19 protein-coding genes, 1 riboswitch and 1 other annotated feature are annotated in these 22,603 nt (G+C 50.6%); of the genes, 13 read left to right on the top strand and 6 right to left on the bottom strand.

From position 1 onward, the window contains the following. Positions 1-45: 45 nt before the first annotated feature. The 3 genes from HYD27_RS16040 to HYD27_RS16030 form a co-directional block, all read right to left on the bottom strand. On the bottom strand, positions 46-1,689 hold the full coding sequence (locus tag HYD27_RS16040) for a thiamine pyrophosphate-binding protein (RefSeq protein ID WP_219216776.1): 1,644 nt from the start codon (positions 1,687-1,689) through the stop codon (positions 46-48). Positions 1,690-1,902: 213 nt separating this feature from the next. Continuing rightward, positions 1,903-1,996: riboswitch (cyclic di-GMP riboswitch) on the bottom strand. Positions 1,997-2,491: 495 nt separating this feature from the next. Then, entirely contained in the window at positions 2,492-3,742 is a 1,251-nt protein-coding gene (locus HYD27_RS16035; RefSeq protein ID WP_219216894.1) for a methyl-accepting chemotaxis protein, read from the bottom strand. A 107-nt stretch (positions 3,743-3,849) separates the two neighbouring features. Then, positions 3,850-4,824 carry a helix-turn-helix transcriptional regulator gene (locus tag HYD27_RS16030; protein ID WP_219216773.1) on the bottom strand — a complete coding sequence of 325 codons (975 nt, stop codon included), beginning with the start codon at positions 4,822-4,824 and terminating at the stop codon, positions 3,850-3,852. A gap of 163 nt (positions 4,825-4,987) precedes the next feature. On the opposite strand from HYD27_RS16030, the gene HYD27_RS16025 reads away from it, so the two are divergent. Further along, positions 4,988-5,830, top strand: a complete 843-nt coding sequence (locus tag HYD27_RS16025; protein WP_219216770.1) for an SDR family NAD(P)-dependent oxidoreductase — start codon at positions 4,988-4,990, stop codon at positions 5,828-5,830. Between the two features lie 120 nt (positions 5,831-5,950). On the opposite strand, the gene serA is transcribed toward HYD27_RS16025, so the two are convergent. Both serA and HYD27_RS16015 read right to left on the bottom strand, forming a co-directional pair. Further along, positions 5,951-7,543, bottom strand: a complete 1,593-nt coding sequence (gene serA / locus HYD27_RS16020) for a phosphoglycerate dehydrogenase (protein WP_219216768.1) — start codon at positions 7,541-7,543, stop codon at positions 5,951-5,953. Between the two features lie 244 nt (positions 7,544-7,787). After that, positions 7,788-8,015, bottom strand: a binding site (T-box leader). 112 nt (positions 8,016-8,127) lie between these two features. Beyond that, positions 8,128-9,033, bottom strand: coding sequence for a hypothetical protein (locus HYD27_RS16015; RefSeq protein ID WP_219216766.1), 906 nt, complete (start codon positions 9,031-9,033; stop codon positions 8,128-8,130). Between the two features lie 65 nt (positions 9,034-9,098). Here HYD27_RS16015 and HYD27_RS16010 point away from each other — a divergent pair, with 65 nt between their 5' ends. From HYD27_RS16010 to HYD27_RS16000, 3 genes are read left to right on the top strand one after another with little or no spacing between them, the layout of a single operon-like run. Then, entirely contained in the window at positions 9,099-9,692 is a 594-nt protein-coding gene (locus tag HYD27_RS16010) for a CPBP family intramembrane glutamic endopeptidase (protein WP_219216764.1), read from the top strand. After that, positions 9,689-10,066, top strand: a complete 378-nt coding sequence (locus HYD27_RS16005; protein ID WP_219216762.1) for a hypothetical protein — start codon at positions 9,689-9,691, stop codon at positions 10,064-10,066. The genes HYD27_RS16010 and HYD27_RS16005 overlap by 4 nt, the downstream gene beginning before the upstream one ends. Then, a complete protein-coding gene (locus HYD27_RS16000) occupies positions 10,060-10,914 on the top strand; it encodes a metallophosphoesterase (protein ID WP_219216760.1) in 855 nt (284 codons plus the stop codon). Before HYD27_RS16005 ends, HYD27_RS16000 begins: the two co-directional genes overlap by 7 nt. 1,590 nt (positions 10,915-12,504) lie before the next feature. Here HYD27_RS16000 and HYD27_RS15995 read toward each other — a convergent pair. Next, positions 12,505-13,449: a polysaccharide deacetylase family protein gene (locus tag HYD27_RS15995; RefSeq protein ID WP_220101634.1), complete on the bottom strand. Its 945-nt coding sequence runs from the start codon at positions 13,447-13,449 to the stop codon at positions 12,505-12,507. Between the two features lie 85 nt (positions 13,450-13,534). On the opposite strand from HYD27_RS15995, the gene HYD27_RS15990 reads away from it, so the two are divergent. From HYD27_RS15990 to rpsA, 9 genes are all read left to right on the top strand, one after another. Continuing rightward, positions 13,535-13,906 (top strand): hypothetical protein, encoded by a 372-nt coding sequence (locus HYD27_RS15990; protein ID WP_219216757.1) that lies wholly within the window; start codon positions 13,535-13,537, stop codon positions 13,904-13,906. Positions 13,907-14,127: 221 nt separating this feature from the next. Beyond that, entirely contained in the window at positions 14,128-14,742 is a 615-nt protein-coding gene (locus HYD27_RS15985) for a genetic competence negative regulator (protein ID WP_219216755.1), read from the top strand. A 103-nt stretch (positions 14,743-14,845) separates the two neighbouring features. Next, a complete protein-coding gene (gene prsW / locus HYD27_RS15980) occupies positions 14,846-15,541 on the top strand; it encodes a glutamic-type intramembrane protease PrsW (RefSeq protein ID WP_219216753.1) in 696 nt (231 codons plus the stop codon). 76 nt (positions 15,542-15,617) lie between these two features. After that, the gene (locus HYD27_RS15975; protein ID WP_219216751.1) at positions 15,618-15,764 is read left to right on the top strand and encodes a hypothetical protein; all 147 of its coding nucleotides are present in this window, start codon (positions 15,618-15,620) and stop codon (positions 15,762-15,764) included. Positions 15,765-15,876: 112 nt separating this feature from the next. Beyond that, complete coding sequence (gene ypeB, locus HYD27_RS15970; protein WP_219216749.1) at positions 15,877-17,235, top strand: germination protein YpeB; 1,359 nt, start codon at positions 15,877-15,879, stop codon at positions 17,233-17,235. Between the two features lie 1,709 nt (positions 17,236-18,944). Beyond that, positions 18,945-19,598 (top strand): flagellar brake protein, encoded by a 654-nt coding sequence (locus tag HYD27_RS15965; RefSeq protein WP_219216747.1) that lies wholly within the window; start codon positions 18,945-18,947, stop codon positions 19,596-19,598. A gap of 180 nt (positions 19,599-19,778) precedes the next feature. Beyond that, positions 19,779-20,489: a (d)CMP kinase gene (gene cmk, locus HYD27_RS15960; protein WP_219216744.1), complete on the top strand. Its 711-nt coding sequence runs from the start codon at positions 19,779-19,781 to the stop codon at positions 20,487-20,489. Then, on the top strand, positions 20,486-21,073 hold the full coding sequence (locus HYD27_RS15955) for a lysophospholipid acyltransferase family protein (RefSeq protein ID WP_219216743.1): 588 nt from the start codon (positions 20,486-20,488) through the stop codon (positions 21,071-21,073). The genes cmk and HYD27_RS15955 overlap by 4 nt, the downstream gene beginning before the upstream one ends. A gap of 170 nt (positions 21,074-21,243) precedes the next feature. Then, a complete protein-coding gene (rpsA, locus tag HYD27_RS15950) occupies positions 21,244-22,581 on the top strand; it encodes a 30S ribosomal protein S1 (RefSeq protein WP_228745166.1) in 1,338 nt (445 codons plus the stop codon). Positions 22,582-22,603 lie beyond the last annotated feature (22 nt).

Here is a 22,603-nt window from a genome sequence, read left to right as displayed (position 1 = left end):
ATCCGGGATAGGTCTGATCCGTGCCGCAGTCAAATCTGGAAAATATTAGTTGAGAGTCAAGGTGCGGTGGGCTGTTGGAGGTATTTCATCACGGTCGGTCAACAGTTCAATGACAGCAACACGCTTGGAGGCTACTGCAGCCTCAATGGCAGAGTTGAATTGTTCGGCTGTTTCGCATCTGTATCCTGCAGCTCCGAGAGATTCGGCAAATTTCACGGCGTCCAGGGGAACCTCGAAAAGGGTGCCGTCAATTCTCCCTGTTGTTTTTTCCATGCCCTTTAATGCCATGTCGAGCTGCATGTTGTTCACCACAATAAAGATCACCGGAATATCCTTGCATACGGCAGTATTGATTTCTGTGCCAAGCATCATGAAGCAGCCATCCCCGGTGATGCAGAAGACCGTTTCTTCAGGGGAAGCCACCTTGGCGCCGATAGCCATGCCGATTGCATTGCCCATGCAGGCGAAGTAGGCATCAAAAACAAAGCTGCCGGGTCTCTTTACGTTGAACCATTTCACGGCATTGAAGCCATGGCTGCCGTCATCTACAAAAAGAGTGCTGTTATACGGAATCTGGTCGCTTAATGTGCTCATGACCGAAGCCAGCGAAAGCCTGGACAGCTCAGGCAGCTTTTCCGCATAATGGACATCGGTTTCTGTTTCGTGTTTTTTTATAGCAGCTGTATCGAGCTTCTCAAGATAGAAGGCCAGATTATCATGCAAATCCCCTCCTACAGCGATGGTCTTTGAACTCAATATTTTGCCTACGAAGGTAGGGTCGACATCAAATTGGATCAGTGTTTCGGGATGATTTTCTGCTTTAAGATTACAGATGGTCATATCGCTGAGGCGCGAGCCAAGCACGATGTACAAATCACTGCGGTTCAATAAATCATCGCCGTGCTTGCAGCCGCCGACGCCGATGGGGCCATGGTGGAGCGGGTGATTCCAGGCGATGGCGCCCTTGCCGCCGGGGGATGTCACTACCGGAATGTTGAAGGCTTCAGCAAGCTGAACGAGCTCCTTGTGCGCTCCGGAACGGTTGACGCCTTTACCGGCTATGATAAGCGGATGGCTGGATTCATTGATTGCGGAAAGGACACGTTCGAAATTGCCTGTACTGACGGGATTCTCCCGTTCGGGGATCACTATCCGGCATTCCTCAAGCATTTCCGTCTGCACATCAAAGGGAATGCAGAGATGGACCGGACCGCGCTGCCCTCCGAGGGCAACGGAAATGGCGTGGTTAAAAATAGCCCCGAAATTATCGCCGCGCTCCACCAGCTTGCTGAAAAGCGTTGCCGGTCTGAAGATGTCCGCCAAGTCGGCAAGAAAGGCCGAGGAATCCTGGCACTGGGGAATTCCCAGCTCCTTGACGGATTGATGACCTGTAATGAACAGCACGGGAAGGTTGTTTGCCTTGGCATGCGCTGCAGCCGTGAGCAGGTTGGTTCCGCCCGGACCCGAGGTTCCAAAAGCCACTCCGAGCCTGCCGGTTTTAAGAGCGTAGCCGGCGGCTTCGAACCCGGAGCTGGATTCATGTCTGCCAGGAATAAATTCGATGCCGTAATCAACCATTTTTAGGACCACAGGACAAATTGACTTGCCGATTATGCCAAAAGAATGCGTTACACCGAGGTTTCGTAGTGCCTCAGCCATATAATCTGCGACTGTTTTCAGAAGATCCACCCCACCCAATGTTTTTTAAAAGATAAGAATTTATATGTTTCACGCTATAAATTAGGCTTATCTTTCTCGCTGAAACGATACCGTCTTTATAAGGACGGCGAAGCCGTTTCTACTTGTTTATTTAGCAAAATAGAAAACCTGCACTCGGGGGAGCACAGGCCGGCTGCATAAATAACCATAAAAGAACGACAGGAAATTCCAAGCGTTCGGTTGTTCAGCAACCTGGCTGTCATGGTCCCATAAAAATGAGACTGTAGATCCATGGCTTTGCGTCATTCCCTTTCGGTGAACTTTGCCAATATGTGTTAATGAAAATGCATATTTTTACTTTACAATATATTTCTAACTCAGCTTTTGTCAATATCTTTGTGCTGAATAGACTCGGATTTTGACGAATCTGGCGATTGAGGAGCATTGCATAAAACCTGTGTTTCAGTGCTCAAGCAAAAATCGAAGCGGCAATAGAGGAATTGAAAAAAAGTCTTAAAATACAAATTGTGAAGAAAGATTGAAATGTTAATAAACTAAGTATTTAGAACTACTATTTCGGATTGGAAAGAGGTGTATAACCCGAATAATGGCGATAAAAGTAAATTAAAGCAACGAAATAGGACAAATGAAGCAGAATTCGTTCTATACCAATTACAGACAGCTGGTTATCTCCAAAGGATCGAAGGAGAGAAGTGCAAAAGATTTTACAGCCTCAGCCGCTGCAAAAAAACTGAATTCGATGAATATAACATCGATAAATTTGTGAACAAAAAAACTGCCGCTGATGTAAGCGGCAGTCCGGCAGAATGATTTAAAATTTGAAGATATGGATTGTTTTCTGCAGCTGGAAGACAGCCTGGGTCATTCTCTCGGTCTCCTCCGCAACGGATTGCAGGGCATGGATTTGTTCGTTCATTGCTGCGGAGACCTCTTCGGTTCCCGCTGCCGTTTCTTCGGTAATGGCAGAAATATTTTCGATGGCGCCGGAAATTTTGAGCGCGCTCTCCAGCATAAGATCACTCTCGGCAGAGAAGGAAGAGATCTGCTCGGTTATGTACTGAACGCTTTGCACAATCTGTGCGAAGATATTAGCCGTTTCAAGGATCATTTCATTCTGCACCTGAACGACTTCCTCGTTAATGGCTATGTTCTCAATCGCCTGCTTGATATCGCTCTCTATACTGCGGACCAGACTGAAGACCTCTTTGGTGGAGGCGGTGGATTCCTCCGCCAGCTTGCGCACCTCATGGGCTACAACGGCGAAGCCGCGGCCATGCTCGCCGGCGCGGGCGGCTTCGATTGATGCATTGAGCGACAGGAGGTTGGTCTGCTCGGCAATTTCTGTAATCGTTTTGGTGATCATTGTGATCCCGCGGGCGTTTTGCGAGAGTGCTTCAATTGTATCGGCCACCTTCTGGGTGGCTTGTATGTTCTTACGCATGCCTTCGGCTTGGGTATCCACCGATTGCCGCCCCTTCTCAACCAATTCCAGCGTATGTACGGAACGTCTGTTCATTTCCTTGGTGGAGCTCGTGTAATTGGATACTTTGGTCTCTATATCTTTGATCGATTCCGTCATATCGGCGATGTCCACTGAAATTTCATTTGCGCCGAGAGCCAGTTCATTGGAAGAGGAAGCGACCTGGGCCATAACAATCTTCAGGTTCTGGTTCTTGTCCTCAATCCCCCGGCTGGCATCCATAACCTGGCGGGTAATCTGCGAGGCTTCGGTGAGGATTTTCTTCAGCTTGTCGATCATGGTGTTGAAGGAACGGCTGATGTCGCCCATGGAGCCGCTCTCATCGGCCCGGCTTGTAAAATCACCCTTGGCAATGGTGTGCGTTACGTTGGAAATGTCGTCAAACGAAGATGTAAGCGTTCTCTCAATGAAGCGTGCAAGAGGGAGAGTCAGTGCCGACAATACCGCTATCAAAATAATGCCGATAATGATCTTGCCCATCGCAATCAGCATGATCAAGACAGGGACGGCGAATAAAGCAGCAACCAGGTAGCAGCCGGCAACAATTCTTTGTTTTAACGGAAGCTTGTTCATCCAGTCCATCATAAAAAGTTCCCCCCAAAAAATAATGTTGTGTATTGTAATATTATAGGCGATCCCGGGGGGCAGGTCTATTGTAAAAACTGACATAAAACCGCCGGGATAGTTATTTAGGGCTTGTTTTTTGAGGAGATATCTACATATAATTCCATAGTTTTGGAAAACACGGATAATATCCTATTTACTAGGTCTTCAGGCTCAACGGCAATAACATCCGGACTTAGCGAGAGAATGATCCGGCAGGCGGACTCTATAGTATGAAAATCGGCAGCTGCCGACAGCCATCCCCTGCGGTGTGATTCTGCGCTGCTGCGGATGGTCACATACCGCTCACGCTCCAGCTCCTTCATCGCCTCTGCCCTAACGAGCAGCTTCGCCGGATAACGGGGAAGAGCCGCTTTGAACGCAGCGGTGGACTGCTGCCAATAGTCAGCGAGCGCAAAGCCTTCCGGACGCGTGAAGAATCCGCCTGTAATTTCTGCGTACAGCAATCTGGACACACGATAGGTTTTGATTATGCCTTCGTTTTCGGCGGCAGCGTACCATACCCCCCGTTTGGCTACAAGACCCAAAGGCGAGATTACATACTCCCTGCTGTCTTCACCGCGCATATAGCTGATTTTTACTTTCCGGTCTTCCCAGACTGCTTGCTGCAGCAGGGAGAGATACGGGTAGGCCTCGCCTGAAGGATGCCAGCCAGCTCCGTCGATATGAATGCGCTGATTCAAATACGCGAGTGGAGAATTATGCAGACTGGGGGAAGCGGCTTCCAGCTTGAGGGCAGCGGATGAGAAGTCATCTTCTATCCCCAGCGCCTTCAGTATCGAGGAATCCGGAGCCAGCAGAAGAGAACCTATCTCCTGCGGCTTCATGCCGGTCAGGGAGGTCCTGTAGCCTTCGCTGAGCATCCAGCCGCCTTCGCGGCCCCTTTCGGCAAACACAGGAATACCGGAGGCGCTTAACGCTTCCATATCACGGAAAATGGTGCGTTCGGATACCTCAAGCTTGCCGGCCAGCTCCCGTGAAGTGATTTTTCCGCGGCTTTGCAGCAATAGAAGGATGGACAACAAACGGTCTGCCCGCATGGGTACAGCTCCTTTCCTTTCAGCTTTGCGGTTCTGGCGGCCTGATTCTTTTAAGTGTAGCACATATATATGTCAAAAGTCGTCATATATAAGGCTTATGATGAGTAAAGGAAGACAATCAGATCATCACGATAAGAACAAAGCTTGGAGAGGAGCTGTGCAAATGACCTATCTGAAAGGAAAAGTCGCATTGGTTACCGGAGGAAGCAGAGGAGCGGGAAGGGGGATTGCCCTGGAGCTGGCCAAAGCGGGGGCTTACGTCTATCTCACAGGCAGAAGCACCGGCGACGGGAGCAGCAGTTTACGGAAAGAGACGGTTGACGGGGCCCTTGACGAAATCGTGAGGAATGGCGGAGCAGGCGCTGCGATTCGCTGTGATCATACGGTTGACGCGGATACGGAAGCGGCTGTCGCGCGGATAGCCGCAGAGCACGGCAGGCTCGACATCCTGGTCAACAATGTATGGGGCGGCAACAAGCTTGCCATTGAGAGCAAGCCGTTCTGGGAGCTGCCTGCGGAGCATTGGGACAATATGTTCGGTGCGGGAGTAAGGGCGCAGCTTATGACGAACTATTATGCGATTCCGCTCATGCGCAGCAGGAGGGCGGGAGGGCTGATTGTTCATACCACTTTTTGGGACGAGTTTGGCTACTTGGGGAACTTCTATTATGATCTCTCCAAAAATGCCCTTGTGCGTATGGCCTACGGACTGTCGCTTGAACTGGCGGCGGACGGAATTGCTGTAATTCCGCTGTCTCCCGGCTGGATGCGGACGGAGCTGGTCCTGGAGAGTATGAATACGGATGAAGCGCACTGGCAGGAGGTGCCTGAGCTGGAGGCAAGCGAGTCCGCGGCCTATGTCGGCCGAGCTGTCATGCAGCTGGCTGCCGATCCGGAGGTGATGTCCATGACAGGCAAGCCGCAGCAGGCCGGCCGGCTTGCGGAGAAATATCGATTCACCGATACGGACGGAAGAGTGATTCCCCCCTTCCGGATGCCGAAATAACCGGAGCAGCAGCCGGGACAAGCAAAAGCTCTTTGGAATTGCAGACGGCCGTCTGCTTTCCTAAGAGCTTTTGGTGATGAAATATTGAATGCTATTAGTGCCTGCGCCTAAGCGAGACGGTTACAGCAAAATGATTTCTTCCGCAGTGTTGATTTCCGGCAAGCCTGCCAGCTTCACCAGAACCGCCTGCGGCACGGCCTTATCAACGGTCAGCAGCATAATCGCCGCGCCGCCGACAATTTTGCGTCCCACCTGCATGGATGCGATATTGACATCGTTCTCCCCGAGCAGCGTACCGACCGCTCCGATGATTCCCGGCTTATCGTTATGCGAAATCACAATCTGATGGCCCTCCGGAGCGATGTCAACCGGGAACTTGTTAACCTGCACAATGCGTTCCCCGTAGCCCTGCAACAGGGTTCCGGCTACCAGACGTTCCTCTTCAGGATCAGCCTTCAGGGTAACCGTGATCAGGTTGGTGAAGCCCTTGGTCTTGGAGGCCTTCGTTACAATTACATTGACATCGCGTGTCTTGGCCAGATGCATCGAATTGACGATGTTCACATCATTGCCGAAATGGCGCGAGAGCACGCCCTTAACAATATAGCGGTTGAGCGGCTGCGTGTCCACGTCCGACAGGTCGCCTGCATACTCCACATGAATTTCACGGATGGCGCCGTCCGTAAGCTGTGTTGCAAAGCTTCCGAGCTTCTCGCCGAGAGTAAAGTAAGGCTGAAGCTTGTTCATCACGCTCGGAGCAACCGGCGGGATATTTACAGCATTGATGAACGGTTCATTGCGCAATATATGCAGCACCTGCTCCGAAACGTCGATGGCGACGTTCTCCTGGGCTTCTACGGTGGAAGCGCCCAGGTGCGGAGTTACGATGATTTTGGGATGGGAAAGGAACGGATGATCCGCTTGCGGCGGCTCCTTCTCGAATACGTCAAAGGCCGCTCCGGCCACAATGCCGCTGTCGATGGCTTCAATCAGCGCCATTTCATCAATGACTCCGCCGCGGGCACAGTTGATGATGCGCATGCCTTTTTTCATGACTTCGAACTGTGGACGGGAGATCATATGGCGGGTTTCAGGAGTGAGCGGAGTATGAACGGTGATGAAATCCGCTCCGCGAACGATATCGTCTACGGAAGCCAGCTTCACTTCAAGCTTTTCCGCACGGTCGGCGGTCAGGAAAGGGTCATAGGCAAGAATATTCATGCCGAAGGCTTTGGCCCGCTTGGCCACCTCGCTGCCGATCCGGCCCATGCCGAGCACGCCCAGTGTTTTGCCGCGCAGCTCTACGCCAAGGAAGGTTTTCTTGTCCCAGACGCCGGAAATGGTTTTGGCATAGGCTTGCGGAATATGGCGGGCCAGGGCCATCATCATGGCAAAAGCATGCTCACAGGTCGTGATTGTATTTCCGTCAGGAGCGTTGATAACGACAACACCGCGTTGTGTGGCTGCATCCAGCTTGATATTGTCAACGCCGACACCGGCGCGTCCAATCACCTTCAGGTTCGTGCCCGCTGCAATGATCTTCTCTGTTACGGTGGTTTGGCTGCGGACAAGCAGGCCGTCATATTCGCCGATGATAGCGATAAGCTCGTCTTCGCTGAGTCCGGTTTTCTTGTCTACAGTCACATCGCTTGCGTCCATTAATTGCTGAATGCCCAAATCGCTGATCGGATCCGATACTAATACTTTAAACATGGTTTCTTGTCCTCCTTAAATTTGGAAAGCTATATATATGCCCAAGGATGCCCTGAAGAGGCAGTCCGCAGTACCTGAAGCGGGTAGAGCAGGTGGGAAATTTGTCGGAATGACGAAGCAACGCGCTGTCGCATAAAAGAGAAAGAGTGCAGCAAGGCGGCAAATCCCGGATGTATGGGCCTTATAGGCCCGCAAGCAGGAAGCTGAATAACAAAAAAACTCCCAACCCCATACTACTGCCGTAGTAAGGGACGAGAGTTGTCGTGGTACCACCCTAATTCACTGCAACTTATGAAGAAGCAGCCTCATTGGCCTGCAAAGGCCACACTGGTAACGGAGGTGATCCGATTGTACCTACTATAGGTTCGATACAATATCTCAGGAGCGCTAAAGAGTTCTGTCCGCCACCGGTTTGCACCAACCACCGGCTCTCTGAAGACTTTCAGAATCCTTGTTCCATCATCGGTTTTGCTTGATTAATTTTTCATAATGTAACATGGCGATGCCAGATGTGTCAATAGGCTTATTGCAGATGAGCCGCCTTGAAGTGGACTTCATTTTTCGTTATGATGCAATAGCTGGTTCTACTCATAAAAAAAAGGGAGCTGAGGCATCGTTTCCTTGCCATAATATTGTTCCCGCCATTTCATGAAATCCTGCTCCTGTACCGCTCCCGTGGAGATCAGGAGGGTGACTGCGGATTGGACGTCCTTCAGATCCAGCGAGCTGACTGTGCCGGAATAGAGCATATCGTCGATTTTGGCTGTGACATCCTGCGGGTCATAACCCGCATAGATCGTACGGTTCAGCATCATGTCGGCGATGGAAGCATTCTTGAGCAGCAGCGGCATCTTTTTCCATTGCACGAAGGTGAGGGTTTTCAGCGCCCCGGCTTCCGCCGGAATTTTACTGTTGCTCTTGGCCCCCCACTTGAGCATGGAGTCATAGAAGTTCTTCTGTGCGAGCAGTCCGAATTTCACGGCGCTTGCCGTAAATTTGTCGCTCTTCAGCACCTTGGCCGTTTCGGCTCCTGATGCGCCTGCGGTTATCTTGCTGGAGGCTTGGGAGAACAGGGTCAGGCTCTTCAGGATATTAAGCTGGGATTCGTAGAGCAGCGGTGAACCTGTGAAGATGGAATCCTGCGTGACCTTGTCATACTGCTTGTCTGCCAGAATACTGAGATTTTTCAGAGTTGCCGCGTTCTGCCGCGCATCTGTGCTGCGGGCCAGACTGTCCAGTCCGGTGTTCCAATTCCGCTTGAATTCCCGATAGGGCAAAAATACGTTATGATAGAACGTAACAAGATCCTGCTGCTGGTAGGAGCCGGAGAATTCCTCCACGGCCTCCTTATTATCGAGGTGTGCATATTTGGCCTCTGTCTTGTCTGCTCCAACCTTCACTCCCGTAAAAAAAGCGGCGAATGCGGAAATCAGAAAAAATAGAAAACCCAGTGTGTATAACATTTGAGTGCGGGAGGTACGGCTGTTCATAATTAATGCTCCTTCGTCTAGGGAAATTATCTTATGTAAAAACAATATAGAACAGGCAGGTTACAATGAAAAAATTCAAATTTGGCGAAATCAAGATCAAAAAAGCCGATCCTCAGCAGTTAACCGATAAGCTTCTTTTACTTAATTTGTATATAACGCAGGGCCTTACTTTAATTATCGGTTTGATATGGATATTATTACAGAAAAGAAATCCCATTCACATATTAAATTTTCCGGAAAACGCACAATTTGTGTATTGGGGCCTTGGATTGGCCGTAATTATGCTGGCGGTTGATTTCCTGCTGACCCATATTGTTCCTGCAGACAGCATGGATGACGGAGGCATTAATGAGCTGCTGTTCGGCAAAAGACCCTTGTGGCATATTCTTGTAATTGCGGCTCTTGTCTCGGTTTGCGAGGAGCTTTTGTTCCGGGGAGCCGTCCAGCATTCATTTGGGCTGTATTGGACAAGTATTCTGTTTGCCGTTATTCATGTGCGTTATCTGCGCCACTGGATTCCTACAGGGTGGGTGTTTCTCAGCAGCTACGGACTGGGATATATTTACATTCATTCCGGAACCTTATGGGCACCGATTTTATGCCACTTTTTCATTGATGTGTTCTCGGGTATTGTGATCCGTTACCGGAGGGAAACATGAGCGAAGAACTGAGCCGGGTGAAATCCCGCAGAAAGCAGAATACAGCTGAAGAATCCTCCGGCCCCAAAAGCAAAAAAAAGTCACGGCTTTCACCTGCTTCGACTGTGGCAGCCGAAGCGCCGGTTGCGGTACCGGGAACGTTATCCAGAAAAAGCCGCCGCCTGACAGCTCCATCCGGAAAAACAGCCGCACAGGCAGAAAAACCTGCGGAAGGTGAGAGCTCCACGCCTTCCCGTACCGAAACCTATCCGTCCGAGCGGCTGCGTTTCAGCAAAATGTTCATTAACTCGTTAATTGTGATTTTTCTGCTGCTCCTCGCCTTTCTTTTGTATTGGGGACTCATAGGGGCACCGGACCTGAATGAATTATGGTAACTGCCTGGCTGCTGGGCATGCTTGCGTTTTGCTTGCTGCTGCTCGTGTGGTTCGGGACTGCGATGCTGGCGGCAGCCTTCAGAGACCGTATTATTGCCGAGGAAATATTCCTTGAAGCTCTGCCCGGAGCCTTTGACGGCTTCCGCATCCTTTTCATATCCGATATCCACCGGCGGCGCCTTCCTGGCAAGCTGCTGAAATCCTTGAAGGGGAAAGTGGACGCAGTCTTTCTTGGAGGAGACATGACGGAAAGGGGCGGGTCCATGAACCGTCTGCACGATAACATGACACTTACGGCAGAGCTCGCCCCGGTCTATGCCGTACATGGCAATCATGATTACCGGGCAAATACAGCGCTTGTGGACAATATTATCCGCGGCAGCGGGGTAAGGCTGCTGCAGGATGAGAGCATTATCATAGAAAAAAATGAGAGCAGGCTGCTGCTGACCGGTGTGGACTTTCCCCGCTCGGGCGGCAAGAAGGCTTACCGGCCATTGCCGCCGCTCACCGGCGCGGAGTCTTCGCTCTGCCGGATTATCCTTGTTCATGATCCGCTCTGGCTGTCCCGGCAACCGGAGGTTCCCGCCGATCTTGTGCTGGCCGGACACACACATGGAGGCCAGGTGGTTTTGCCTTTTGTCGGCCACCGGCATGTCGATCCCTTTTACCGCGAGTATAACGCGGGCCGCTATGTGCTTCCGGGAAGAAACGGCGCCGAAGCCCAAATGCTGATCAGCCGCGGCTTCGGCACAGCGCATCTTCCGCTGCGCTGGGGAAGTCCGGCGGAAATGCATGTGCTGACGCTTCGCCGGGGATCGGGACCGGCTGCTGGCGGAGAACAGGAATAGCAAGCCGGGGCTGATCACTATATAGATTGAACATAAAAACATCATTGAAAAAGGAAGAGTGGCGGAAGGGAAGTTAGGAACTGCAGGAGCGGAAGCGTCCGCCTTTGTCTGCGGATTTCCACCGCGGACAGCGGTATTGAAATCTGCAGGGCGGGCAGCGGCCGGAAGTCCAAACATTCTCTGGAGTCACGACCGAACCAAAACTATAACAATCACAAGTTCAATCTATATAGGCAGGGATATCTTTTTTTGTTTTTTTGTTGTTAAGGAAATTGTGCTTCTCGCCAATTGTGGATAAGGTATGAGTTAGGGCAAATTATAATGCGTCTTAATCGTACTGAATGGTGCTGAGTTTGCTGAGCTGTGCTGAATGGTGCGGAGTCTGCGGGTCCTATGTTTTGCAGGAGGAAGCGGGAATAGAGCGGGTCCAACCGGGGCTGCTACCGGGCAGGGACGTGAAGTGGAATGGAGTAAAGTGGAATTCTTAAGGATTAGTACACTTACAACGGACGGAAAGCTCTTAAAGGAATCATGGGAAAAAGCTGGCTTCGTCTAAATTCAACCAGTAATCTTATTGCAATCAGGAAACCGGGCTTTTGCAGCGGCCGGAAGAAACCTTTGAACCCGCAGCGGACTTCGTTTACCTCGTCAACCGCTGATTTTAGTGTTGAGCCAAAAAGGTAATTTAATAAAAAGGTAATTTAATGTACAGGAATGGAAACGGCGGACCTGAACAAGCTGATGGAACGCAAGGAGGTTCATAGGGAACGGAAGCGAAGTGTAAAAAGTAACACTAATGGGCTGGAATTTTGAATTTAACGGGCTTTAGTGGGATTTTGTACACTTCATGGAGGCCATCTTCCCCCATACGGCTGATTTCAGCCGGATTAGTTGTACTTTTTCCCACTAAGGATGATCTGGAATCCGAATGCGCTGCCTTAGTGTTCCTTTTTACCATTAAGGCTGGTAGGGCTGGCCTTTTTTGTTGTTAAGGAAATTGTGAATTCCTTTTTTAAAAGATAATGTATATGTTTCAGGCTATACATTAGCCTTATCTTTCTCGCTGAAATGGATACCGACCTTTTAAGGACGGCGAAGCCGTTTCCATTTGTTGCGGAATGGGGATCAGTTAAAATGCGTGATAATCATGCTGAACCGGTGGGTTTTGCTTTGCAGGAGGAAGCTCTCGGAATTAGGGGGGGGAGACGGAGATCGCGGAGGGCAGGGAAGTGAAGTGGAATTAATAAGCTTAAATGGACCGAAAAGCGTTCGGTAGAAGGAATAGTGGGGAAAAGTAAATTTAATTTCAGTGTATTCCCCCTGTAAAGGACGAAACGAACGGATTAGGTTTCTTTTTTCCATTAACACTTGCGGAAAAGGGGATAAGGGAGAGATTAGGTTTACTTTTTCCGCTGGGGCTTACCGTCCTGGCTCAGCAGGTTGGTCTCGAGGGACCGGGAAAAGCATAAGTCCGCCCGGACAGGGCGAACTGGAGAGGCGCGGGCAACCTTAAACCTGAAATCCAATCCGGCTATGCTGTCCAATGAAGGACGGCATAGCCGGTTGGTTCAAAGCGCTGTGCATCACAGCTCAGCGCATCTTCAGTTCGATGCTGCGGGGATCAACGAAGCTGTAGCCTTTGCCTTCCAGCGTGGTCAGAAGCGTGTCCAACGCCTCAGCGGTCCAAGAAAGCTCATGCATCAGGATGTTGCTGCCGGAATGCAGCTGACCGGTGACGTTTGTGACTAGCTTCGCTGTTTTGCCGCTGTCCTGCTCCTTCATTTCCCAGTCCAGAGAGCCTACGGACCAGGTCATATAGAGCAGGTTGTTCTCGGCCGCAACCTTCTTGCCTACATCGCCGCCCGCCCCGTGAGGCGGCCGGAAAAACTGCGGGGCTGAGCCGGTGATTTCCTTGACGATATTCTGGACATCCTCAATTTGCTTCTTCACTTCAGTGTAGGACTTGTCCTTCAGGACGATATGGTCCCAGCTGTGATTGCCGATAATGCCGCCCCGGTCCCGGATGAGCTTCAGCAGCTCGGGATGCTCCTTCACCCGGTAGCCGTTCACGAAAAAAATAGCCTTGGCTTGGTGTTTATCCAGGGTATCCATCAGCGAATTGATCGTCGCCGCATCCTTTGGACCATCATCAAAGGTCAGCAGGATGACCTTTTTTTCCGTGCCTTCCTCGTTGGGAACAATGTCATAATTTTTGTTCATGTGATAGAGCAGCGGAACCTCGGCTGCTGCTTCGCCGCCGGCCGCAGCTTCACCGCCCTCGGTGGCCTGCGGAGCTGAGGCTGCCGCCGAGCCTTCCGTTCCTGATGTGCGCGCCGGCGCCGTTTCGGGAGCGGGACTTGCTGCGGGGCTGGCGGATGCCTGGGCTGATGTTTCCGTTGGTGCTTGTGTTGCAGCCGCTGTGGGCTGAGCTGTAGCTTCTGCCGCCGGGCTGCCGCTGGTTCCCCCGTTGCTGCAGGCTGCCAGCAGCAGAGCGGACAGCAGCAGCACTGATGTTGCTTTACCCACTTTTTTCATCTCGCTTTCTTTTTGTTTGGCTGTATGAGCCGGAATCTTTCCGCGAACACTAAGCATGATTTTACCATACAAGGAGGTTAGAGATATGAATACTTCGTCATTTTTAAGCGGAGTGCTGCTGGGTGCTGCCGTCAGTATGATTATGTCCAAAAAACGCGGAGCTATGATGTCCGGTCTGCTTCAGCCTAACGGTCCGATGAGCAGCGCCGGTGAAAAAGCGAAGGACAAAATCATGGGCATGGCAATGACCGGCTTTGGAAGCACGGCATCGGGCGTCAATCATGACAACGGGGCGCATGCCTCCCATAGCGGTGATGAACACAAGGGGGAAGCCCTGGTGAAATCCAAAGAATCAAATCTCAGAATGCTGAAGGATTTCATCCGCAGCAACCCTGATGTGAAGCATGAAGTGGAGCAGATTCTTAAGGATTCACATACGGCCATACCCGGACTGTAAACACAGGAAGCTGCCGCAGAATCATTTTGGGGATCTTGCGTCCGCAAAATGATTCTTTTTTTTGAGTAAATCCCGTTTTACCCGGCAAAGAAATAATTTTTTATTTGCGTGCATTTGCCGTGGCAAAATGATAACATACATACATAGTAACCATTTTTGGCTCATTACTCGGGACTCATCATACATTATAATAAATGAGCTTGCAAAAGGAGGATCCTGTCATGAGAATAGAGCGATTAAGTCAAGATAAGATACGGATTTTCCTCACTTTTGACGACCTGAGCGAGCGGGGCATCCAGAAGGAAGATATGTGGCAGGAAGTTCCCAAGGTGCATGACTTGTTTACGGAAATGATGGATCAGGCGTACAGTGAACTTGGTTTTGACGCTACGGGTCCACTTGCCGTGGAAGTCTTCGCATTGCCCGCGCAAGGCATGGTCGTTATAGTGACTAGGGGAAAATATGATCACCATCAGTACGGTGCGTCCGGTGAAGAAGAATTGCCCGAAGAGATTTATGAAATGGAAGTTACTCTGGAACAAAGCGACTCCATTGTATATGCATTCCGCGATTTTGAAGCTCTGGTTGAAGCGGCCCATGTGCTTCTCGGCAATATTACTTCTCAAGGAAAGCTGTATTCTTATAATGATATATGGTATCTCTACTTTGATCCGAAGGAATTTGAGGAAACCGCATTATCCGGGCTTGTCGGTGTGCTCTCCGAGTTCGGAGACGCATCCCCGGTAACCGAAGCTGTTCTGGCTGAGTACGGCAAGACTGTAATGCCTGAGAATGCAATAGAGCTGCTCTGCACTCATTTCAAACGCCAGCAATGATCATGGAGGAGGGCATCCGGGTGTCAAGCCTTGCGCCTTCCTCGTTTATTTAATTGGTTAGTGTGTACAGTGGATAAAAGTGACAGCGCGGGGAGGCTAATCGGTGCTTTGGTTATCGGTCATTTCGTCAGCAGTGGCACCTGGACTTGCCCTGCTGACTTTTTTCTATCTTAAGGACAAGTACGATCAGGAACCGTTTCATATGGTGCTCAAGGTGTTTCTGCTGGGGCTTTTGATTGTTTTTCCCATTATGATCATTCAAAGAGGCCTGGTGCTCGGTTTAAATGGCGGACCCTATGTGGATTCTTTCCTTATCTCCTCCGGCGTGGAAGAATGCCTGAAGTGGTTTGTGCTGTACCATATGATCTACAACCATACCGAATTCGACGAGCCATACGACGGAATACTATATGCCGTTGCAATTTCGCTCGGCTTCGCAACTATAGAGAATGTAATGTACGCCTGGTACAGCCATGCTTCACTCGGTTCCATGTTCATGAGGGCGCTGCTTCCGGTATCGGGGCATGCCATGTTCGGTGTCGTTATGGGCTACCACATGGGCAGGGCCAAATTCTCCGGCGGTGTCAAAACGAGGGGGAGATTGTTCATATCTCTGCTGCTGCCTTGGCTGTGGCACGGAATTTATGACTTTATTCTCAGTACCATGACCAATACATGGATATGGTTTATCGTGCCTCTGATGGCTGTATTGTGGTATGGGGGGATGGGGAAGGTAGCCCGGGCCAACAGCCGCTCTCCATTCCGGTTCCTGAAGCGTGAGGAAGAGGTTAACCTCTAATAGAGATGGACACACTTAATCTTATCGGATAGTTCCGTAAGCAAGGAATTCCAGAGAGGAGAGAGGTGTCTTTTTTTTGCGTGTAAAAGTCCGGATTATCTGCAAGCAGTGCGGCGAGAGCTACATACTAAGAGGAATCAAGGAGCAGGGAGTTATCCAGACCGGTTTCAAGCAATGCCTGTGCAGCAGCAGCAGCGGCTTTTTGATTGAAGAGCAGGCTTAGCCGGGCGCCCTGGAAGTATTCTCTTTAATTTGGAGACCTTCCGGGTGCATAAGACTTCTCAGTTATTGTCAAACTAACGGCAATAAGTTACTGAAAGGAGTCTTGCGTCCCTATGTACAAAAGATTAAGTGCCATAATGTTCCCGGTTACTGCGCTGCTGCTGCTCGGAGCGCTTGTATGGGGGTATCAGGAGAACCAGGAGAAGAACTCGATTCTGATCAAGGCGGAGAACCAGTACCAGCGGGCCTTTCACGATCTTTCCTATCACATGGAGCAGCTGCATAGCCAGCTCGGGAACACTCTGGCGGTCAACACCACTTCAAATGGAATGCACCGCAAGGGCCTTGTGAATGTCTGGCGGTTGACCAGCGAAGCGCAGAATGAGATCAACCAGCTCCCGCTTACCCTGCTGCCATTCAGTGAGACGGAGGAGTTTCTCTCCAAGATTTCCAACTTCTCTTATAAAGCGGCAGTGCGTGATTTCACCAAGAAGCCGCTTACTGAAAATGAGATGGGCAACTTAAAGGCGCTCTATAAGAGCTCGGGTGAAATCTCCAAGGATCTGCAGGAGGTTCAGAATAAGGTCATCACAAGCAGACTCCGCTGGATGGATGTGGAGTCCGCGCTGGCAACAGAGGAAAAGGCCGAGGACAATACGATTATCGACGGCTTCAAAACGGTGGATAAAAGAGTGGCCGCTTATCCCGAGCTGGATTATGGACCTTCCGTAGCCAGCATCTATGATAAACGCTCCGTCAAGAAGCTGGGCGGAAAGCCGGTTACTGCTGAGGATGTGAAACGCAAAGCAGTCAAATTCGCTGATATCGGCAGCAATGCCAATGTGGAAATCAGGGAGAACGGCAAAGGGACCGAGTGGGCCTCCTACACCGCTACGGTGACCAGCAAGGATCACCAAGAGCCGGTGAGCATGGATTTTACGATGGAAGGCGGGTTGCTGATCTCCTTTAATGACAACCGCAGCGTGGGTCCGGCCAAGGTCTCGATGGAGCAGGCCGTTGCCAAAGCCGCAAAGTTCCTTGAGAAAAAAGGCTATCCCGGCATGACTGCCGTCAGTGCGGACCGGTATGACAATCTGGGAAATCTCACCTTCGTAACCAGCCGTGACGGCGTATTGATCTATCCGGAGAAAATGACAGTGCGCGTGGGACTGGATACCGGAGAAGCCACGGGCTTCCAGGCCAGTGACTATGTCCGCGAGAGCCAGGAAAAACGGGACATCCCCAAGCCAGGGCTGCCGCTGGACGCCGCCAGAAAAAAGCTGAATCCGGAATTCAAGGAGCTGTACAACCGGCTGGCCTGGATTGAGAATGAGGATGCGGAAGAATTGCTGACCTATGAGTTCGGCGGCAAAATCAACGGCTCACAATACCGGATTTACTTGAATGCGGCAGACGGCAATGAGGAATCGGTGGAAGCGGTCAGACCCTCCTCAGGCGCGCAGGATAAATAATGCGGTGACAAGCAGTCTATTCAAGGAGGTGTGTTCCTTTGGGAACGCGCCTTTTTGTTTAAAAGGCGTGCCCAGAGGCACGCCTTATCTAGTTGGTGCAAGTCCAACCATGAGGGGGCCAAGCCACTCCTTGTAGCTAGGATGCTTGCGCATGGCGAAAACTGTGTGTAAAAGCGCATCGACAAAAGTACCGGTCAGAGACCGGGCAAGCAACAATCCAGGCCGCAACATGAAGTGAATCCTGCCGCGTCGTCAAAAAGGCCCTGCGAAGGGGAACGGAGGGTGCCGAGTCTCGCTATAATGGACGAAGGCCAAGGAAACTGTACAGAACTTGGAGCAGCAGTGAAGAATCCTCCGGCGTATAGGGAACGGCATGGCTTGAAAGATAATGCAGTGATACTTACGAGACCCTCCCCCCACACGGATTTTTTTTAGGAACCCGTAAAGAGGCGCTCTATAAGTCCAGAAGACGAAATGAACCGTCTGTGGGAAGGGAGTCCGAGGGGCTCATAGTACCCAGGAACCTAAGGACAACATAACCTTAGGGAGGGAAGAAGCCCTGCTTGGTTTATGCTTGTGGAGGAGGTACGAGTGAGTGAATGCCAAGCGGCTAACGACACCCAAGGAAAAAGTTCAAGAACTCCAAGAAAAGCTAGGTCATGCGGCCAAGGAGAACAATAAGCGTACATTCCATGTAACGGAACGTTAGTAAGAAAAGAAGAGCCAGCGGACAAGTAATCGCTGGCTAGAACGTTATTCACCCGTTAGGGTGATTTTGTTCCGTAGGATAGACGTAGGCTTTTGGAGTGGACGGCTCCGCGAACGGAGCGTTGTCCTGGGTCGCTGTGCTCTCCAGATTTATTTCATTCCCCTTAGGAGCTGCGAGGAAATGAGTACCCGCTTTTGTTGACAAAATTTCCACGGTTTTGGGAGTTTTGTCAACAATGTAGCGGTACTTTATTTCGTCGCAGTCTCTTAGCGGTGAAAATCCGGAGACCCAGGCGGCCGCAGCCGCTGTTCCGCGGGTCCGTCCGCTCCGCTGTTTAAGCGGGAGGCGGTTCTGTAGTCTTTAAAAAACACAATAAAGAAACTTAATGTATATGAATGGAACCGTCTTATATGAAATGAACCGGAGAACCTGAACAAGCGGATGGAACGCAAGGAGGAGATTCATAAGGAACTAAAGCGAAGTGTAAAAAGTAACACTAATGGGCTGGAATTTTGGATTCAACGGGCTTTAGTGGGATTTTGTACACTTAAATGGAGGCCCGCTCCCCCATACGGCTAATTTCAGCCGGATTAGTTGTACTTTTTCCACTAGGGATGATCCAGTCTCCGAATGCGGTGGATTAGTTATCCTTTTTACCACTAAAAATGGCTGCCCTTTGGATGAATGGTCCAAGTTCCATCTTAATGCAGGCGTATTCCTCTGCAGGGGAGGAAACGGAACGATTAGGGTTCCTTTTTCCCGCTAACACTTGCGAAAAAGCGGCTGGGGGAATATGAAGTGACCGTTTGCACTTGGCTTCCCGCCTGGCTTCAGCAGCCAGCCTTACACCTGAAATGCAAACAGCTGCGCTGCCCGGTCAAGGACGGCGCAGCCGTTTCCACTTGTTTTAAAAATCCAAACAATATTTCTCAGCGGGCACTATATCTCCATGCTATAATCAGCTTTAGAATATATCATTAATCATGTGGCGGTGACAGGCTTGTATCCCAAAATCAACGAATATCTATACATACAGATTGCTTCAAGCGATGCCGCTGAAGCGGAAGTGGAATACAGATCAAGAATTGCAGAGATGGAAGACGGGGCTTTTTTGATTGAAATTCCGATGCAGGAAAATAACGGACGGCTGAAAAAGCTGTTTATCGGGGACGAGCTGTCCGTTTATTTTCTCACGGAAGGGGGCATCAAGAACTACTTTAATACACATGTGGTTGGATTCAAAGAGGATGTAATCCGCATGGTCCGGGTGCGGAAACCGGCGGAAGACTCCATTCTAAAAGTCCAGCGCCGCAGCTTTTTCCGTGTGAACGCCGAGCTTGAGCTGGCAGTGAAGGACTCTCTCGGAAGCCGCTTTCTGGTGCGTACCGATGATATCGGCGGCGGGGGGACCTCGTTTCTCAGCGATGCGAAGGTTCAGCTGGAGGTGGGAGCGAGGCTGCTTTGCTGGCTGTTGATTCCTTACCGCAACGGCAGCACGGAGCATGTGAACTTTGAAGGCGAGATTGTGCGGATCAAAACTCTGGAGAACGGCCGGAATCTGGTTATGCTGAAGTTTGCGGCAATTACGGACTCGGAGCGCCAAAAAATTATCCGGTACTGCTTTGAGCGGCAGTTCGATTTCCGCAACCGTTGACAGGCGCAAGAAAAGACATAAACAGACAATTTTTCTGTATAAATACCTCCTTGCACTTTTGCACTGAGGTATAAACTGTGGTATAATTTTATAAGTCGCAGGCAATGCCTGCTTTTTTCTTGATAATATCAGCAAGCCTGTTTTTTCTTACTGAAAGAGTGTTTGAGGAGGAATGCCCCGTTGGATAGGCAGGGTACACATACTTACGACAGAATTAACGTCGCCATCGACGGACCTGCCGGGGCAGGCAAAAGCACCGTAGCCCGATTGGTAGCACAGAAGCTGTCCTATATTTATGTTGATACGGGTGCAATGTACCGGGCGATAACCTGGTATATGATCCGTGAAGGCATCCCGGCTGAAGATGATCATCAGGTGGAGCAAAATGTCCGCGGAATGGTGATCGAGCTGATCCCGGAGCAGGATGTGCAAAAGGTGCTGATCAACGGGGAGGACGTGACTCCGCATATCCGCAGCCTTGAGGTAAGCGGCCTCGTGTCGCAGTATTCGAAGATCGAGGGTGTAAGATCCAGACTGAGCCATTTGCAGCGTCAAATGGCGCTCCGCAAGGGAGTGGTGATGGATGGCCGCGATATCGGTACGACCGTGCTGCCGGATGCCGAAGTGAAGATATTTATGACGGCGAGTGTGGAAGAACGGGCTCTCCGCCGTTACAAGGAACTGAAAGATGCGGAAGCTGTGACGCTCCAGCAGCTTGAACAGGATATTGCCGCGCGGGACCGTCTTGATGAAGGACGGGAGATCTCGCCGCTGCGCCGGGCAGAGGATGCTATCCTTCTCGATACGACGCATATGGATATCCATCAAGCCGTGGAAGCTATCGTCTCCCATTGCAGATCTTATGTTGACGGGGAGAGAAATCATTTATGATTTATGTCATTTGCCGTGGATTGCTTCGCTTGATTTACGCCATTTTGTTTCCGCTTAAGATTATAGGGAAAGAGAATGTGCCGGAGGAGGGCGGAGTTCTGCTGTGCGCCAATCATATCAGTCTGCTCGATCCGATGACTATCGGAATCAAGCTGAGACGCCAGGTGAAGTACATGGCCAAGGCGGAGCTGTTCAAGGTTCCTGTGCTGGGCTGGCTCATTAACAAATTGGGCGCTTTTCCTGTCAAGCGCGGCGGCGTAAGCAAAGAATCCATCAAAACGGCCCTTAATACGCTCCGCAGCGGACATGTTATGGGCATCTTTCCGGAAGGGACGCGAAACTCTGACTCCGGTGTGGCTAAGAAGGGCGCAGCAAGTTTTGCGCTCCGCAGCGGCGCAGCAGTTGTTCCTGCCGCTATTGTCGGGTCTTACAAGCCTTTCCGCCGGATGACCGTTATTTATGGGGCTCCCATAGATCTCAGTTCATTTGCCGGGGCGGGCAGCGAATCTCTTGAGGCAGTCACCGATGTTATTATGGGGCGCATCTATGAGATGGCAAGGACCGGAAAGCCTACTGCTGGCTAAGCGGTGGACGGCAAGCGGATGTTCCGCTGATTAGAATAAATAACGGCATAACCGCTATTTTTTGGAACATACTAACGAGAAAGTGTAAGTGATATCGTGCATGGCTTGTTTTGAACTCTGCTCTACGCGGGTTTAAATAAATGGGGTTTTGAATCGAGGAGGGTAATCACATGTCTGAAGAAACTAGAAATCAGGAAACTGCGGCTAACGTTGACAACAATGAAGCTGTAGAAGCGACGGAAACTGTGGAAACCGCAGCAGCAGAGAATAACAGTGCTGCAGAAGCGGTTGCCAGCAATGAAGAAGAAGTGACCAGCCAAGAAGGTCTGGAAATCATTTCTCTGAAAAAAGGCGATACCGTGAAAGGAACAATCGTCAAAATCGAAGATAACCAAGCTTATGTGAGCATTGGATATAAATACGACGGCGTGATTCCGATTCGCGAATTGTCTTCCGTACAACTGGACAACGCTGCAGCAGCGGTGGAAGTTGGACAAGAAGTGGAATGCAAGGTTGTCAGCATCAACGACAACAAGGAAAGTCTGGTGCTTTCCAAACGTGCAATCGACAGCGAAAAATCATGGGAAGATCTCGAAAAATATTTTGCTTCCCAAGAAGCGTTCGAAGTTACTGTGGCTGACGTTGTCAAAGGCGGCCTGGTGGCTGATGTTGGCGCGCGCGGATTTATTCCGGCTTCCATGGTTGAACGTCACTTCGTAGAAGATTTCAGCGACTACAAAGGCCGCACATTGCGTGTGAAAGTGAAGGAACTGGACCGTGAGAACAGCAAGGTCATTCTTTCTGCCAAAGAAGTGCTGGAAGAAGAATTCGAAGCCAACAAACAGAAGATTATGTCCGAGCTGTCCGAAGGGCAAATCATCGAAGGTACAGTGCAACGCCTGACCCAATTCGGCGCATTTGTTGATGTAGGCGGCGTTGACGGTCTGGTTCATGTATCCGAGATCGCCTGGAACCATGTAGAGAAGCCTTCTGATGTTGTATCCGAAGGGGAAAAGGTTAAGGTTAAAGTACTTAAGGTTGACCCTGAAAAAGGAAAAATCAGCCTCAGCATCAAAGCTGCCGCTCCGGGTCCTTGGGATTCGGCATCCGGCAAGATCAACATCGGCGACGTGGTAACGGGCGAAGTCAAACGCCTTGTGAACTTCGGCGCGTTCGTTGAACTGCTTCCAGGCGTGGAAGGCCTGGTTCATATTTCGCAGATTTCCCACAAGCACATAGGCACTCCGCATGAAGTGCTCAAGGAAGGCCAGGAGGTACAGGTGAAAGTTCTGGACTTCAATCCATCCGAGAAGCGCGTCAGCCTGAGCATCAAGGAAACCGAAGAAGCTCCGGCTCCAGCGTCCAGACCTGAACGCGGCAACAGCAGAGACAGAGCGCCCAAAGAAGTACTGAACAACCCTAACGTTTCGCTCAGCAATGAAGGACTCAGCTTTACGCTTGCTGAACGTTTCGGCGACAAGCTTGACAAATTCAAGGGTAATAACTAATCTCTTCGTATTTACACTCATA

This window comes from Paenibacillus sp. S150 (genome assembly GCF_019352175.1).
Classification (GTDB): domain Bacteria; phylum Bacillota; class Bacilli; order Paenibacillales; family Paenibacillaceae; genus Paenibacillus_AQ.
Note: the sequence above shows the minus strand (reverse complement) of the source record. Positions and strands in the feature narration are given on the sequence as shown.

Excerpts from the sequence above, each read along its gene's own strand:
- HYD27_RS15995 (WP_220101634.1), bottom strand. The coding sequence starts at position 13,449 with ATGAAAAAAGTGGGTAAAGCAACATCAGTGCTGCTGCTGTCCGCTCTG.
- HYD27_RS15985 (WP_219216755.1), top strand. The coding sequence starts at position 14,128 with ATGAGAATAGAGCGATTAAGTCAAGATAAGATACGGATTTTCCTCACT.
- HYD27_RS16010 (WP_219216764.1), top strand. The coding sequence starts at position 9,099 with ATGAAAAAATTCAAATTTGGCGAAATCAAGATCAAAAAAGCCGATCCT.
- HYD27_RS15990 (WP_219216757.1), top strand. The coding sequence starts at position 13,535 with ATGAATACTTCGTCATTTTTAAGCGGAGTGCTGCTGGGTGCTGCCGTC.
- rpsA (WP_228745166.1), top strand. The coding sequence starts at position 21,244 with ATGTCTGAAGAAACTAGAAATCAGGAAACTGCGGCTAACGTTGACAAC.
- ypeB (WP_219216749.1), top strand. The coding sequence starts at position 15,877 with ATGTACAAAAGATTAAGTGCCATAATGTTCCCGGTTACTGCGCTGCTG.
- HYD27_RS16000 (WP_219216760.1), top strand. The coding sequence starts at position 10,060 with ATGGTAACTGCCTGGCTGCTGGGCATGCTTGCGTTTTGCTTGCTGCTG.
- serA (WP_219216768.1), bottom strand. The coding sequence starts at position 7,543 with ATGTTTAAAGTATTAGTATCGGATCCGATCAGCGATTTGGGCATTCAG.
- HYD27_RS16005 (WP_219216762.1), top strand. The coding sequence starts at position 9,689 with ATGAGCGAAGAACTGAGCCGGGTGAAATCCCGCAGAAAGCAGAATACA.
- HYD27_RS16035 (WP_219216894.1), bottom strand. The coding sequence starts at position 3,742 with ATGGACTGGATGAACAAGCTTCCGTTAAAACAAAGAATTGTTGCCGGC.
- HYD27_RS16030 (WP_219216773.1), bottom strand. The coding sequence starts at position 4,824 with ATGCGGGCAGACCGTTTGTTGTCCATCCTTCTATTGCTGCAAAGCCGC.
- HYD27_RS16015 (WP_219216766.1), bottom strand. The coding sequence starts at position 9,033 with ATGAACAGCCGTACCTCCCGCACTCAAATGTTATACACACTGGGTTTT.
- HYD27_RS16025 (WP_219216770.1), top strand. The coding sequence starts at position 4,988 with ATGACCTATCTGAAAGGAAAAGTCGCATTGGTTACCGGAGGAAGCAGA.
- HYD27_RS15955 (WP_219216743.1), top strand. The coding sequence starts at position 20,486 with ATGATTTATGTCATTTGCCGTGGATTGCTTCGCTTGATTTACGCCATT.